The organism is Geothrix terrae (assembly GCF_022808775.1).
In the GTDB taxonomy this organism is placed as follows: Bacteria; Acidobacteriota; Holophagae; order Holophagales; family Holophagaceae; genus Geothrix; species Geothrix terrae.
On record NZ_JAKZLA010000003.1, the window covers coordinates 114,119 to 127,826 of the forward strand.

Consider the following 13,708-nt stretch of genomic DNA (forward strand, 5'->3'; position numbering starts at 1 on the left):
TTCCCGGAGGCCTCCGAGCCATGAAACAGCTGGTGATCGATTTCCAGAAGTGCGATGCAGGGCGCAACTGCAACCACGAGTGCGAGATGGAGTGCGCCGTCAAGGTCTTCAAGGTGGATGACCCCGCCCAGGCCGCCCTCCAGATCAAGGCCTACGAGGACGGCGGCGGCAAGGCCGTCCTCTGCGACCAGTGCGGTGACTGCATCGTGGTCTGCCCCTCCGAGGCCCTCAAGCGCAACAAGCTGGGCGTGGTGATGATCGACAAGCAGCTCTGCGTGGGCTGCTACATGTGCATCGGCTTCTGCGAGAAGGATGCCTTCATGCGGAACCCGGACTGGATCGTCCCCCACAAGTGCACGTCCTGCGGCGTCTGCGTGAAGGTCTGCCCCCACGGGGCCCTCTCCATTCAAGACGTCCCCGAGCCGGCCGTCCGGATCATCTGAGAAAGGGAATCCCATGAGCCAGCTCGTCTTCGATCCCAGCAAAGTCATGGACATCGACTACACGAAGCGCACGGAGTACCTCGACCAGCTCGAGGCCCTCCGCGCCGGGATGCGCACCGTCAAGGAGGTGCCCTTCCAGCCCAGCCTGCCGGACAAGGGCTACACCAACCGCACGCTCTACGTGAACGTGGGAAGCCTCGAAGTCACGGAGAAGCCTGTCACCCAGCAGATGAAGGACGTCTTCATCGGCGGCCGCGGCTTCGGCCTCTACCACCTGTGGAACGCCGTGAAGCCCACCACCCGCTGGAACGATCCCGAGAACGAGATCGTCATCAGCCCCGGGCCCGTGGCCGGCATGACCCAGTACGCGGGCACGGGCAAGTCGCTGGTGGTGAGCCTCTCGCCCCAGACGGACATCCCCATCGACTCCAACGTGGGAGGCTTCTACGGCCCCCTGCTGAAGTTCTCGGGCTTCGACGCGCTGGAGCTCCAGGGCAAGGCCGAGAAGGACATCATCCTGTTCATCGACGGCGTGAAGGGCCTCATCCGCGTCGAGGAGGTGGCGGGCGGACCCGAGGACAGCCACGTATTGGCCGAGCTGCTCACGCACCTCTATGCCGAGGGTGAGAAGGACCTGCCGAATGTCTCGGTGGTCTCCACCGGCGCCGCCGCCGCCCACAGCCTCATCGGCATGCTCAACTTCTCCTTCTACGACCGCCGCCGCAAGTGCGTGCGCTTCAAGCAGGCGGGCCGGGGCGGCATCGGCACCGTGTTCCGGGACAAGCGCATCCGCGCGCTCGTCGTCCGCGGGCCCAAGGTCGCGGGCGACCTGAACCACCCGGTGGATCCCGAGACCATCGCCAAGACCGGCATCAAGTACCACAAGGAGATCCGGGAGAACGACGGCGGCCAGTGCATGATGCGCCGCAACGGCACGGCCCACATCGTCGAGATCATGGACGCCTACGATCTGCTGCCCGTCCACAACTTCCAGTACGGCTCGCACCCGGAGGTCCACAAGATCGACTCCAGCTACTGGCAGCAGCGCTGCACCCAGCACACCGTGGACGGCTGCTGGTACGGCTGCTCCATGGCCTGCGCCAAGGGCGCCGACGGCCTGGTGCTGAAGACCGGCCCCTACAAGGGGGACATGGTCACCGTGGACGGCCCCGAGTACGAGAACGCGGCGGGCCTGGGCTCCAACTGCGGCGTCTTCGACCCCGACTACCTGCTGGAACTGAACTTCTACTGCGACACCTACGGGATCTGCACCATCACCTACGGCACCCTCACGGCCTTCGTCATGGAGTGCTACCAGCGCGGCATCCTAAACAAGGAGCGCACCGGCGGCCTGGAGATGACCTGGGGCAACGCCGAGGCCGACCTCGAGATGATGCACCGGATGGCCCGCGGCGAGGGTTTCGGCAAGATCGCCGGCCTGGGTGTGAAGAAGATGAAGGAGTACTTCATCCAGCAGGGCTGGGGCGATCCGCAGCTCATCAACGACATCGGCATGGAGAACAAGGGCCTGGAGTACTCCCAGTACATGTCGAAGGAATCGCTGGCCCAGCAGGGCGGCTACGCGCTCACCAACAAGGGCCCCCAGCACGACGAGGCCTGGCTGATCTTCATGGACATGGTGAACAAGCAGATCCCCACCTTCGAGGACAAGGCGGAAGCGCTCTACTACTTCCCCCTCTTCCGCACCTGGTTCGGCCTCAACGGCTTCTGCAAGCTGCCCTGGAATGACGTGGTTCCCGCCAACAACTCCGAGCAGCCCGAGGCCCACAAGGTGCCCGAGCACGTGCAGAACTATGTGGACCTCTTCAGCGCCACCACGGGCGTGAAGATCGACAAGGAAGACCTGATCATGCAGTCCGCGCGGGTCTACAACTTCCAGCGCGTGTTCAACATCCGCATGGGCAAGGGCCTGAGGCTCCACGACGCGGCGCCCTACCGCTCCCTGGGCCCCGTGACGAAGGAGGAGTACGAGTCCCGCGCCGAGCGCTACGACCAGCAGATCATCACGGAGATGGGCCTCGACCCCGCGGGCAAGAGCACCGAGGAGAAGATGGCCATGCACCGGAAGTGGCGCACGGATCGCTTCTCCAAGCTCATGGACAGCGTCTACACCCGCCGCGGCTGGACGCTGGATGGCGTGCCCACCCTGGCGCGCCTCCAGGAACTGGGCCTCGACGCCTTCCCGGAAGTGGTGGACGTGGTCAAGCAGCACCTCTGAGAAAACCGGCCGCATTCGCGGCCGGTTTTCTTGGTAAAAAGCATAGGCAGGAAACCGATGATCCTGGTGAATGAGGAGCCGCTCAACTGGCATGCGGGCATGACAGTCCGGGACATCCTCCGCGTCCGGAACTACCGCTTTCCCATGCTGGTCATCCACGTGAACGACGTCCTGGTGGCGAAGGCCGACTACGACACCACCACGGTCCCCGACGGGGCCGTGGTGAAGGTCATCCACCTCATCAGCGGGGGCTGATTCAGAGGGCGTTCAGCCGCGGGAGGAAGATGGTGAACCGGGAGCCCTTGCCCGGTTCGCTGGCCACCTCCATGCGGCCTTCGCCTTCCTCCACCAGCGCCTTGAGGGAGGGCAAGCCCAGCCCGGTGCCCTTGCCGGGGGCCTTGGTGGTGAAGAAGGGATCGAAGATGCGGTCGAGGATCTCCGGGGGCATGCCGATCCCGGAATCGACCACATCGATCCGCGCCATGGCCGTCTCGGGTCCGTCGGCCCCCGCCCGGATGGCGAGCTTTCCGCCCTCGACCATGGCATCCCGCGCATTGGCCACCAGGTTCACCAGCATCTGCTCCAGCCGGAGCCTGGAGCTCTGCACGATCAGGGTCTCGGAAGGGGCCACTTCGATGCACAGCTCCACCGTCCGGGGAATGAGGAGGCGCAGCGTCGCCTCCATGTCCCGCAGCTCCTGGCCCAGGTCCACGGGCGCCAGGTCCTCGGACTCGCGGCTCACGAACCGCATGAGCCGGCTGGTCAGGGTGGCGGCGCGACTGGCGGCGGAGGTCATTCTCTGGAGATCCTCCGGGCCCGCGGGCCGGCCTTCCTCAAGGTTCATGAGGGCCAGCTCCGCGGAGCTTTTCAGGACGCTCAGGAGGTTGTTCAGATCGTGGGCCAGCCCGGCGCCCATGAGGGCCAGCGTATTCATGCGCTCCGTCCTCAGCAGGGCCTCCTGGGCATGCTCGAGAGCCTCCGTCCGATGCTGGACCCGCTCCTCCAAGGTCCGCCGGGCGGCCCGGAGGTCCAGGATGGCCAGGAACTGGCGCAGGAGCAGGAGGGCGACCATGAGCAGGAAGGCGCCGATGGCGCCGCGCATCAACTCCAGCGGCCCCCGGGGCAGGAGGGCCGCCAGGACGAGGATCGCGGCGAGAACTGGCAGGTAGGGGAACAGCCGCACCAGCCGCTTCCCGTCGGTCGCCCGCGAGGCCCGCGACACCTTGGGCTGCGGGGACCAGGCCGCCAGGCCCTGGAAGAACGGGATCCCCCCGGCCAGGACGATCCAGGCGTGGGGCGAGGTGACGGAAGGCAGGCCGGCCAGGGCCCAGCAGGACAGGGCCGAGAGCCAAGCCAGGGCCGAGGCGGACAGCCATCCGAGGGGACCCCGGATGTGGCCGGGATGATAGGAGGTCATGAAGACCAGGCCGCCCCCGAGGAGGGCCGCGTTGAGGTAGGCCGCCAGGACCCGGAGTCCCATACCCTGGCTCGAGGCGCGCAGGGAGCCCTGCACGCCCATCGCGAGGAGCAGGAAGAGGAGGGAAGTGGCGAAGATGAGGCTGTCCAGGGCCCGCCTGCGGAACAGGCTGCCCGGCCCCGGTTCCTTCGGAAAGCTCAGGACGCCCGCCAAGGCCAGGATGCCCGTGGCCAGGCTCAGGAGGCTGACCAGGAAGGAGATCTCCGGCACCGCCTGTCCGTGGCTGCTGAAGGTGAGGAGCAGGCTGGGCACCTCGAAGAAGGCGGACACGGCCAGCAGCAGCCAGGCCATCCGCTCGCCCGACGGAGCCCGCCAGGCCCGGTGGCTCAGGCTCAGGAAAGCCAGGATCTCCAGGAGCAGATAGCCCAGGGGCCACGCATGGACGCGCTGCGCCGCCGGAAGGGCCAGGTGCGCCAGCGTCACGCCGAGCCAGGCCACCACCAGCGCGCCCCGGGCCGTCCGGGCCAAAGCGCCGCCTCCCCCGGCGGAGACCGGAGCCGCCGCTGGGTCAGACGGATGGAGACGGGGGGTTGGCCCGGGCACTGGTCAGCCTCACGGTTAATTCTGCCTAGAGTCTACCCGAGTGCCTCTGGAATGGCCCGGCTGAAACCCGGCCAGCGGATTCAGAGCTCCAGGGTGATGCCCTGGGCCAACTCCACCTGGCCGCTGAAGTTGATGGCGCTGGTCTGGCGGCGCATGTAGGCCTTCCATGCGTCGGAGCCGCTCTCCCGGCCCCCGCCGGTCTCCTTCTCCCCGCCGAAGGCCCCGCCGATCTCCGCGCCGCTGGTGCCCGTGTTCACATTGGCCAGGCCGCAATCGCTGCCGGCCGCGGACAGGAACAGCTCGCTCTCGCGCTGGTCGTTGGTGATGATGGCGCTGGAAAGGCCCTGGGACACGCCGTTCTGGAGGGCGATGGCCTCCTCGATGGTCCGGTAGGCCATGAGGTAGAGCACCGGCGCGAAGGTCTCCTCCTTCACGATGGGCAGGTTGCCGGGCACCTCGACGAGGCAGGGCGTGATGTAGCAGCCGCCGGCGTTCGGCAGTTTCTCGCCACCGAAGAGGACCTTCCCGCCCTGGACCTTCACCGTCTCGATGGCCGCGAGCATGGTCTCCACGGCGGCCCTGTCCACCAGGGGGCCCATGAGGTTCCCGTCCATGCGGGGATCGCCGATGGGCGTCTTGCGGTAGAGGTCCAGCAGGCGGTCGCGGAAGGCCGGGTAGATGGACTCGTGGACAATGACGCGGCGGGTGGAGGTGCAGCGTTGACCGGAGGTGCCGATGGCGCCGAAGTAGATGGAGCGCAGCGCGATCTCGAGGTCCCCCTTCTCGCTGACGATCACGGCGCCGTTGCCGCCCAGCTCGAGGATGTGGCGACCGAAGCGCTCCTGCACCAACCTGCCCACGTGCCTGCCGCCGGGCACGGAGCCCGTGTACGACACCAGGGCCACGCGCGGATCGGTGTTGATGAGGTCGCCGATCTCGCTGCCCTTGCCGATGGCCAGGCTGCAGATGGCGGGGTCGTAGCCGAAGTCGCGCAGCACCTTCTCGGCGATCCGGGTGCAGGCGATGGCGGTCAGGGGCGTCTTGGAGGAGGGCTTCCACAGCACGGTGTCGCCGCAGACCAGGGCCAGGGCCGTGTTCCAGCTCCACACCGCCACCGGGAAGTTGAAGGCGGTGATGACGCCCACCACGCCCAGGGGATGCCACTGCTCCTGCAGGCGGTGCTGGCGGCGCTCGCTGGGCATGGTGAGGCCATAGAGCTGGCGGGAGAGGCCCACGGCGAAATCGCAGATGTCGATCATCTCCTGGACCTCGCCCAGGCCCTCGCGCAGGGCCTTGCCCATCTCGAGGCTCACGAGCGTGCCCAGGGCCTCCTTGTGCTTCCGCAGCTCGTCGCCCAGGGCCCGCACCACCTCGCCCCGCTTGGGCGCGGGCACCAGCTTCCAGGAGGCGAAGGCCGCATGACAGCGGGCCAGGACGGCCTCGAATTCCGCAGGCGTCACGTTGGCCACATCGGCCAGCTTCGCGCCGTCGATGGGGGACACCACGGCCTGGATCTTCCCGCTTCCGGTCCACTCGCCCGAGAACCCGCCCCGATTCGAATCCGACATGCCCAGCGCCTTCAGCACGTCCTGCATGGCCGCACCTCCCTACGGCATTTGTATCTTTTTTTGTGTCAATGATGAAATTCATTCGATTCACGCCTGACATGAATATGATTCATGATCATGGATGCCCTCCTGGATCTCCCCCAGCTCCGGACCTTCTTCACCCTGGCCCAGACCGGCAGCTTCACCGCCTGCGCCCGCCGGCTGAACCGCACCCAGTCCGCCGTCAGCCACGCCATGGCCAAGCTGGAGGAGCTGGCCGGCGTCCGCCTCCTGGAACGCCGGGGGCGCAGCCTGGGCCTGACCGAGGAGGGCCGCCGGCTCTACCAGGCCTGCGAGCAGGTCTTTGCGACCCTGGACGCGGCCTCGGAGGACCTGCGCCGCCATCAGAGCCTGTCGAAGGGCCGGCTGCGCGTGGGCGCCACCGTGGAGTTCGGCAGCAGCATCCTCATGCGCCACATGCAGCCCTTCCTGGCCGCGAACCCGGATCTGGAGATCGACTTCACCCTCAGCCACGATCTGCTGGCGCCCCTCCTGCGCGACGACCTTGACCTGATCATCGACTGCCAGGAATACCTGCTGCCCACCCTGAAGAAGACCCCCCTCTTCCGGGAAACCTACGTGGTGGCCTGCGCGCCTGCGTTCCGCAAGGCCCACCGCATCCGGGTCCCCGGTGACCTGGGCCGGTGCCCGGTGCTGTCCCTCGACAAGGCCGGAACCTGGTGGAACCGCTTCCTCATGGCCATCCCCGGCCGGGACCAGCCTCAGCTGGAGCGGTTCATCGCCGTCGACCACATCCGCGCCATGATCCACGCCGCGGCGGAAGGCATGGGCGCGCTGCTGGTGCCGCGCTACAGCGTGCTGGAGGAGCTGGAGCGGGGTGACCTCGTGGCCCTCTTCCCCACCATCCGCCCCGCCGAGGACCGGTTCTCCATCTACCAGAAGAAGGTGAAGGCCGGCCAGGAGAAGCAGAAGCTGCTCACACGGTACCTGCAGTCGTTGAGTCCGGCGGAATTCGGCTCCTGAAGGCCGCCTCCAGTGCCGCTTCCAGGCAGGCCAGCGACGGCGGCGCCAGCAGCCCGTGGTCATCCTCGAGGACGTGGAGGACCGTGCCCCGGTTCCTGGCCGCATAGGCTTCGCTCTCAGCCAGGGGGACGGATTCGTCCGCCCGGCCATGGAGGATCACCGTGGGCACGGGAATGCGCCATGCATCGTCGCCCTGCCAGCGCGGGAGGTCCCGGAGCAAGTCCGGGCCCAGCCGCAGGGGCCGTCCCTCCCCGTGGTGGAAGACCTCCATCTCCCCGCGCTCCCGGTAGGCGGCCCAGGCGGGATGGGTCATGCGGCGTGCGGCAAAGTGGATGGCCGGGGCCAACAGGATCAGCGAGCGCAGAGGGCTGCCCCGGTGGGCCACCGCCGTGGCGACGAAGCCGCCCATGGAACTCCCCACCAGCACCGGCGGTTCGGGAAGGCTCCGCACCAGGGCCTCCACCGCCTCCACCTGGGCCGTGACCGTGAGGGCCTCGAAGGTCGGCAGGTTCAGGTCCGGCGCATGGAAGGCGATTCCATGGGCCTCCGCCCACTGCCGCGTGAAGCGCCCCTTGTTCCCGCCGGGGGCGGAGGAGAAGCCGTGGAGGTAGATGAGGGCCATGATCGATCATGCGCCTGGATGGCGCCAAACCGCGATGCGGTTTGGCGCAGGTCTGCCAGCTTGGCTGGCAGCAGAAGAAGATCCTCTTAAACGAAGAAGGCCTCCTCGTCGGGTCCCGACTCCTGCCGAGCACGGCCCCGGCTCAACGACGAAGGCCGCCTCGCGGCGGCCTTCTGCGTCTGTGGCATAACCTCCTCGCCGGGTCCCGACTCCTGCCGAGCACGGCCCCGGCTCAACGACGAAGGCCGCCTCGCGGCGGCCTTCTGCGTCTGTGGCATAACCTCCTCGCCGGGTCCCGACTCCGAACGCGCCACTGGCGCGTTCGGAGTCACCCGGCGGTCGGTTACATCTGATCCTTGAGACCCTTGGCGGTCTTGAACACGACCTTGCGGCCGGCGGGGATCTGGATGCTTTCACCGGTCTTGGGGTTGCGGCCCATCTTCTCCTTGGTGGCGCGCACTTCGAAGGTGCCGAGACCGAAGAGGTTGACGCGCTGGCCGGAGAGCAGGGTCTCCACGATGTGGTCGCGGACGCCGTCCAGGATGGCCTTGGCGCGGGCCTTGGACAGGTCCTGGGCCTCCGCCAGAGTGGCGGCGAGTTCGGCGATGCCGAGGGTTTCAGGCTTGGCAGTGGTCTTCGCCATGGATGGACTCCTTGGGATGGGGTGTGGCGGGATCCGACGACGCGGAATCCCGGCAGGACCAGCGCCTCCGCGAGGAGCCGGCCGGGTGGGGGGATGGGTTCTGGGCGGGCCTACTCGGCCGCGGTGGCGGTGACTTCGAGGCTGACCTTGGCGTGCACGCCGCTGTAGAGGCGGACATCCACGGTGTAGGTGCCCGCGTCCTTGATGTGGGGCACGGTGATGTCGCGGCGGTCCAGGGTGAAGCCCTTGCCCTTGAAGAGCTCGGCGACATCGGCGTTGGTGACGGAACCGAAGAGGTGGCCGTTCTCGCCGGCCTTCTTGGCCACGGCGAGGCTCACGGCCTCGAGCTTCTCGGCCAGGCTCTTGGCGTCGGCCAGTTCCTTGGCGCGGAGCTTCTCGGCGCGGATCTTCTCGAGCTCGATCTGGCGCTTGTTGCCGGCGGTGACGGGCAGGGCCATCTTGCGCGGCAGCAGGAAATTGCGGGCATAGCCGTCCTTGACGTTCACGACGTCGCCGCGGGCGCCGAGGCTGGGCACGTTCTCGATGAGGAGGATTTCCATGGGAACTCCAGGAATAGAATGGGTGGATGGTCCGGCCAGCGCTTCTTGCCCGCGTTGTCCCCGCTTGGGTGAGACGGCGTCATGCGCCGTCAGGGCCGGATTCCCAGGAACCCGCCCTGTCCCCCGGTGGGTTCAGGCCGATCAGAAAGTCCAGTTTATCCACGGATCGTCCGATACCCAACCAGGGATTTCCGGATCGAGGGGGCTCCGTTCATGAACAGCCATGATCACCGCCGCGAGACCCGTGTCGTCACCGGCCCTGAATTCACCATCTCGTTCCGCCTGAATGGCTACGATTTCCGGGAAGTCCGCATCATGAACCTGAGCGCGGGCGGCTGTTTTGCCCTCGTCCTGGGGCGGACCGCCCGCTTCTTCCTGCCGGGAACGACCCTCGACGACCTGGTGCTCGGCCATCCCGACCTTCCCAAGCACCCCATCACGGCGACCGTCGCCTACATGCTGGGGTACTCCGCCAGCGGCCAGACGGAGGAACAGGTGGGGATGGGCCTGCAGTTCCAGGACGTGCCCCAGGCCACCCGGGAGGCGCTGGCCGTCTGGGTGGAGACGGTCACCGCCGCCGGGGGGGCGGGGGCCTGAACCTCCAGGACGCTACTTCTTCCCGAAGAAGGCCAGGATCGCGATCGCCGTCTCTTCGAGCATGGCCGCCGTCATCTCGGGGTAGACCGGGAGGCTGAGCACTTCCTTGGCGGCGAGCTCGGACTCGGGCAGCTGGCCGGTCTTGTACCCGAGGTCCTTGAAGCAGGGCTGCTCGTGGAGGCAGATGGGATAGTAGATCGCGCTGCCGATGCCGCGCTCCTTGAGGTGGGCCTGCAGCGCGTCACGCTTCCCGCCCTTCACCCGGATGGTGAACTGGTTGTAGATGTGGCGGCCATCGGGGACCACTTCGCGGGGCAGCACGGCCTCGTCGGCGGCCAGGCCCTTCATGCGCTCCAGGTACCATGCGGCGTGCTTCCGGCGTCCCTCGTGCCAGCCGTCCAGCATGGGCAGCTTGGCGCGGAGCACCAGGGCCTGGAACTCGTCCATGCGCCCGTTCATGCCCACCTCGTGGTGCATGTAGACCGGCTCCATGCCGTGGACGCGGATGCGCCGCACCCGCGCGCCCAGGGTCGCGTCGTCGCGGATGGCGGTCATGCCCGCGTCGCCGAAGGCGCCGAGGTTCTTGGTGGGGTAGAAGCTGTAGGCGGTCATGTCGCCGAACTGGCCGGCGGACTTGCCCCAGCCCTTGGCGCCCAGGCTCTGGCAGGCATCCTCCAGCACCGGGATGCCGTGCTTCTTCGCCACGGCCATGATGGCGGGCATCTCCGCCAGCTGGCCGAAGAGGTGCACGGGCATGATGGCCTTGGTGCGGGGCGTGATGGCGGCTTCCACCAGGGCGCCGGTGGCGTTGAAGGTCGCCGGGTCGAGGTCGATGAAGACGGGCTTGGCGCCCAGGCGCGAGACCACCCCCGCCGACGCGAAGAAGGTGAAGCTGGGGACGATCACCTCGTCGCCGTGGCCGATGCCCAGGGCCATGAGGGCCGCCAGCAGGGCGTCCGTGCCGCTGGACATGGCGACGGCATGGGCGGCGCCGGCGTAGGCGGAGATCTCGGCCTCCAGGCCCTTCACGTTCTCGCCCAGGATGAACGAGGAGCGGTCGATGAGGCCCGAGAGCCCCTCCAGCACCTTCGCCTTCACGGCGGCATTCTGCGGGGCGAGCTCAAGCATCGGGACGGCCATGGGAGCCTCCAATCAGGGTTTTCAAGTATGCCAGCGGGTCAAGCGAGATTCCGTCACATCGGGACGGCGGACATCAAAGCAATAGCGGATTCACCACGAAGACGGGAAGACCACGAAGAAAAGCCTCTATCTGGTTTTCGTGGTCTTCCCGTCTTCGTGGTCCAAAGTCATTCCTTTTCTTCGGTCTCGCTGGGCTTCGTCGGCCGCATGAGCGGGAACAGGATGACGTCGCGGATGCTGGCGCTGTTGGTGAGGAGCATGACCAGGCGGTCGATGCCGATGCCCTCGCCGCCGCAGGGGGGGAAGCCGTGCTCCAGGCTGGTGACGAAGTCCATGTCCAGCAGCATGGCTTCGTCGTTGCCGGCATCCCGCTCGGCCATCTGGGCCTGGAAGCGGCCCATCTGGTCGACGGGGTCGTTCAGCTCCGAGTAGGCGTTGGCCAGCTCCATGCCGCCGGTGAACAGCTCGAAGCGGTCCACGAAGCGGTCGTCGCCCTCCAGGGTCTTCGTGAGGGGCGACAGCTCGATGGGGTAGTCCGTGATGAAGGTGGGCTGGATGAGCTGCTTCTCCGCGTGGTGCTCGAAGAGGTCGCCCAGCAAGGTGCCCACGGTCTTGGCGCCGGCGTCCTCGATGTGGACCGCCTTGGCCAGGGCGCGGACGCTGTCGCCATCCTCCAGCAGGTGCCGGTCGATGTGGCCGTACTCGGCGATGGCGTCCTTGAGGGTCAGGCGCCGGAAGGGCTTGGCATAGGAGATGGGCTGCTCACCCCAGGGAAGCGTCTCGGAACCCATGACGTCCCGCGCCAGGCCGGAGATCAGATCCTCCGTGAGGGCCATCATGTCGCGCAGATCCTGGCCCGCGGCGTAGAACTCCATCATGGTGAACTCGGGGTTGTGGCGGACGCTGAGGCCTTCATTGCGGAAGTTGCGGTTGATCTCGAAGACCTTCTCGAAGCCGCCCACGATGAGCCGCTTGAGGTAGAGCTCCGGCGCGATGCGGAGGTAGAGCGACATGTCCAGGGCGTTGTGGTGCGTAATGAAGGGCCGGGCCGTGGCGCCGCCGGGGATGGGCTGCATCATGGGCGTCTCGACCTCCAGGTAGCCCTGGCCCTCCATGAAGCGCCGGATGCCGCTCACGATGCGCGAGCGCGTCTGGAAGGTCTTCAGCACGTCGCCGTTGGAGATGAGGTCGAGGTACCGCTGGCGGTAGCGCTGCTCCTTGTCCTGGAGGCCGTGCCACTTCTCGGGGAGGGGCAGCAGGGCCTTGCTGAGGAACTGGACCTCCTTCACCCGCACGCTCAGCTCGCCGGTCTTGGTGCGCATGAGGGGGCCTGTGACGCTGACGAAGTCACCCATGTCGAGGAGCTTGAGCACGTCCCAGCCGGGCTCGGCCACGTCATCCTTGCGGAAGAAGGCCTGGAGCTTCTCGCCGTTCTCCGTGAGGTGCGCGAAGACGCTCTTGCCCATCTCCCGGATGGTGAGCACCCGGCCCATGACCGACGCGGTCATCCCCAGCCCCTCGAGCTTCTCGTTGGGCCAGGCCTCGGCGTCCGCGTAGATCTCCGCGAGCTGGGCGATGCCGTGGGTGCGCTTGGCTTTCCGCGGCCAGACGTCCAGTCCCAGAGCCTTGAGCTTGTCGAGCTTCTCAAGGCGGATGTCGCGGTACTGGTTGGGCTGCATGGGAGCTCCGGCACGAATCATCTAGTTTACAGGCAGGTCAGCTCCCGTCGAAGCGGTAGGCCACGTAGGCAGAGATGTCCGGAGCCGTGAAGGTGCCGGCCTCTTCGCTGAATCCGAAGCGCCAGCGGGGCAGCCGCGTGTGGCGGAGGGTCCAGTGCTGCTGCCACCCCGCCCGGTCCAGCCGCGCCAGGCCCGTGCGGTAGGGACTGCCGGCGTAGCCCACGCTGACCTCGAGGCCGAGGCCGTCGATGAGACCCCGGCCCTGCCCCAGCCAGGCCACCGTGGCCCAGGCCCGGTTGAAGGAGGTGTGGTCCATGACCTCCCGCAGCGGGCTGTGCTGGGGAAGCCCCAGCATCACGCGCTCCGCCTGGCCGAAGAGCTTGATGCGGCCCAGGCGCTTCCAGGCCGCCGCCCCCACGAGACCATCGGTGCCGCCGCTGCCGGAGAAGTCGGACTGCCTGCCCGTGGGCAGCTGGAGCGACGCGCCGATGCGCCCACCCGCGTCCGCGGTGCCAAAGGGCCGCACCCACGCCACGTCCAGATCCATCAGGGCCACGCCCGGCCGGCTCAGGTCGCCGATCACGCGGCCATCGCGCTCCAGGTGGTAGACCAGGCGGTTCTTCGGCGCGTCCTCCCGCCCGCCCTGGGGCAGGTTGAGGAGGGTGTGCCAGTTCGCAATGGCCTGATCCGCGATGCCGCCGGAGCGCGAGGCGACCCGGGTCCGGACATTGATCCGCGAGGATCCCGCCTTTACGGCCCAGTCCCAGGTCAGCTGCCATTCCTCGCCATCCAGACGCGCCCAGGTCCGCCCATCGGCGCTATGCTCCAGGTCTGGCCGCAGCATCTGGCTGGTCGCCTCCAGCGCCAGCTCGGCCACCCCCTCCGGCAGGGGCTCGGGGAAACCCTCGAACCAGGCCACCCGATTGGGCCGAGGCGTCTCCTGGGCCGTGAGGATCCCCGCCACCATTGCGAACACCAATACTTTCAGATTGACGCAGGTCACGGCATCTCCTCTGAACTCCATACATACTCTGGTTATGGGTCACGGTCACCTCGATTAATTCCCACTAGGTCATCAAAAGATCGAAAGGCCATGGCATCGATAGATGATGCCCGTATGATGATCGGACCCCTGCTCCTTCCAAAGCCACCCCATCCACCCTCCCTCATTTCA

The 13,708-nt window shown here is 67.3% G+C and carries 13 protein-coding genes; 5 read left to right on the plus strand and 8 right to left on the minus strand.

Going from position 1 to position 13,708, the window contains the following annotated elements:
• Nucleotides 1-20: 20 nt before the first annotated feature.
• The 3 genes from MLE42_RS06490 (at nt 21) to thiS (ending at nt 2,937) form a co-directional block, all read left to right on the plus strand.
• Nucleotides 21-443, plus strand: coding sequence for a 4Fe-4S binding protein (locus MLE42_RS06490; protein WP_243287072.1), 423 nt, complete (start codon nt 21-23; stop codon nt 441-443).
• A 109-nt stretch (nt 444-552) separates the two neighbouring features.
• On the plus strand, nt 553-2,682 hold the full coding sequence (locus MLE42_RS06495) for an aldehyde ferredoxin oxidoreductase family protein (RefSeq protein WP_420843084.1): 2,130 nt from the start codon (nt 553-555) through the stop codon (nt 2,680-2,682).
• Between the two features lie 57 nt (nt 2,683-2,739).
• On the plus strand, nt 2,740-2,937 hold the full coding sequence (thiS, locus tag MLE42_RS06500; protein ID WP_243287074.1) for a sulfur carrier protein ThiS: 198 nt from the start codon (nt 2,740-2,742) through the stop codon (nt 2,935-2,937).
• A gap of 1 nt (nt 2,938) precedes the next feature.
• Here thiS and MLE42_RS06505 read toward each other — a convergent pair whose 3' ends face one another.
• Together MLE42_RS06505 and amaB are read right to left on the minus strand one after the other, a co-directional pair.
• Nucleotides 2,939-4,627: a sensor histidine kinase gene (locus MLE42_RS06505; RefSeq protein WP_243287075.1), complete on the minus strand. Its 1,689-nt coding sequence runs from the start codon at nt 4,625-4,627 to the stop codon at nt 2,939-2,941.
• A 155-nt stretch (nt 4,628-4,782) separates the two neighbouring features.
• Nucleotides 4,783-6,297: an L-piperidine-6-carboxylate dehydrogenase gene (gene amaB, locus MLE42_RS06510; protein ID WP_243287076.1), complete on the minus strand. Its 1,515-nt coding sequence runs from the start codon at nt 6,295-6,297 to the stop codon at nt 4,783-4,785.
• 84 nt (nt 6,298-6,381) lie between these two features.
• Here amaB and MLE42_RS06515 point away from each other — a divergent pair, with 84 nt between their 5' ends.
• Nucleotides 6,382-7,293 (plus strand): LysR family transcriptional regulator, encoded by a 912-nt coding sequence (locus MLE42_RS06515; protein ID WP_243287077.1) that lies wholly within the window; start codon nt 6,382-6,384, stop codon nt 7,291-7,293.
• On the opposite strand, the gene MLE42_RS06520 is transcribed toward MLE42_RS06515, so the two are convergent.
• The 3 genes from MLE42_RS06520 to rplI all read right to left on the minus strand — a co-directional run bounded on the left by MLE42_RS06520 (nt 7,247) and on the right by rplI (nt 9,118).
• The gene (locus MLE42_RS06520) at nt 7,247-7,915 is read right to left on the minus strand and encodes a YqiA/YcfP family alpha/beta fold hydrolase (protein WP_243287078.1); all 669 of its coding nucleotides are present in this window, start codon (nt 7,913-7,915) and stop codon (nt 7,247-7,249) included. The genes MLE42_RS06515 and MLE42_RS06520 overlap by 47 nt on opposite strands.
• A gap of 343 nt (nt 7,916-8,258) precedes the next feature.
• A complete protein-coding gene (locus tag MLE42_RS06525; RefSeq protein ID WP_026853313.1) occupies nt 8,259-8,558 on the minus strand; it encodes an HU family DNA-binding protein in 300 nt (99 codons plus the stop codon).
• Between the two features lie 110 nt (nt 8,559-8,668).
• Nucleotides 8,669-9,118, minus strand: a complete 450-nt coding sequence (gene rplI / locus MLE42_RS06530) for a 50S ribosomal protein L9 (RefSeq protein WP_243287079.1) — start codon at nt 9,116-9,118, stop codon at nt 8,669-8,671.
• A gap of 213 nt (nt 9,119-9,331) precedes the next feature.
• Here rplI and MLE42_RS06535 point away from each other — a divergent pair, with 213 nt between their 5' ends.
• Entirely contained in the window at nt 9,332-9,715 is a 384-nt protein-coding gene (locus MLE42_RS06535) for a PilZ domain-containing protein (RefSeq protein WP_243287080.1), read from the plus strand.
• Nucleotides 9,716-9,727: 12 nt separating this feature from the next.
• On the opposite strand, the gene MLE42_RS06540 is transcribed toward MLE42_RS06535, so the two are convergent.
• From MLE42_RS06540 to MLE42_RS06550, 3 genes are all read right to left on the minus strand, one after another.
• On the minus strand, nt 9,728-10,855 hold the full coding sequence (locus MLE42_RS06540) for a DegT/DnrJ/EryC1/StrS family aminotransferase (protein ID WP_243287081.1): 1,128 nt from the start codon (nt 10,853-10,855) through the stop codon (nt 9,728-9,730).
• 167 nt (nt 10,856-11,022) lie between these two features.
• Entirely contained in the window at nt 11,023-12,534 is a 1,512-nt protein-coding gene (gene lysS, locus MLE42_RS06545; protein ID WP_243287082.1) for a lysine--tRNA ligase, read from the minus strand.
• A gap of 37 nt (nt 12,535-12,571) precedes the next feature.
• Complete coding sequence (locus tag MLE42_RS06550; protein WP_243287083.1) at nt 12,572-13,537, minus strand: DUF3187 family protein; 966 nt, start codon at nt 13,535-13,537, stop codon at nt 12,572-12,574.
• Nucleotides 13,538-13,708: the final 171 nt, after the last annotated feature.

What these genes read in the sequence shown, in the direction of transcription:
- MLE42_RS06490 (WP_243287072.1), top strand. Translation starts at nt 21, where the DNA reads ATGAAACAGCTGGTGATCGATTTCCAGAAGTGCGATGCAGGGCGCAAC.
- MLE42_RS06495 (WP_420843084.1), top strand. Translation starts at nt 553, where the DNA reads ATGCGCACCGTCAAGGAGGTGCCCTTCCAGCCCAGCCTGCCGGACAAG.
- thiS (WP_243287074.1), top strand. Translation starts at nt 2,740, where the DNA reads ATGATCCTGGTGAATGAGGAGCCGCTCAACTGGCATGCGGGCATGACA.
- amaB (WP_243287076.1), bottom strand. Translation starts at nt 6,297, where the DNA reads ATGCAGGACGTGCTGAAGGCGCTGGGCATGTCGGATTCGAATCGGGGC.
- MLE42_RS06515 (WP_243287077.1), top strand. Translation starts at nt 6,382, where the DNA reads ATGATCATGGATGCCCTCCTGGATCTCCCCCAGCTCCGGACCTTCTTC.
- MLE42_RS06520 (WP_243287078.1), bottom strand. Translation starts at nt 7,915, where the DNA reads ATGGCCCTCATCTACCTCCACGGCTTCTCCTCCGCCCCCGGCGGGAAC.
- MLE42_RS06525 (WP_026853313.1), bottom strand. Translation starts at nt 8,558, where the DNA reads ATGGCGAAGACCACTGCCAAGCCTGAAACCCTCGGCATCGCCGAACTC.
- rplI (WP_243287079.1), bottom strand. Translation starts at nt 9,118, where the DNA reads ATGGAAATCCTCCTCATCGAGAACGTGCCCAGCCTCGGCGCCCGCGGC.
- MLE42_RS06535 (WP_243287080.1), top strand. Translation starts at nt 9,332, where the DNA reads ATGAACAGCCATGATCACCGCCGCGAGACCCGTGTCGTCACCGGCCCT.
- MLE42_RS06540 (WP_243287081.1), bottom strand. Translation starts at nt 10,855, where the DNA reads ATGGCCGTCCCGATGCTTGAGCTCGCCCCGCAGAATGCCGCCGTGAAG.
- lysS (WP_243287082.1), bottom strand. Translation starts at nt 12,534, where the DNA reads ATGCAGCCCAACCAGTACCGCGACATCCGCCTTGAGAAGCTCGACAAG.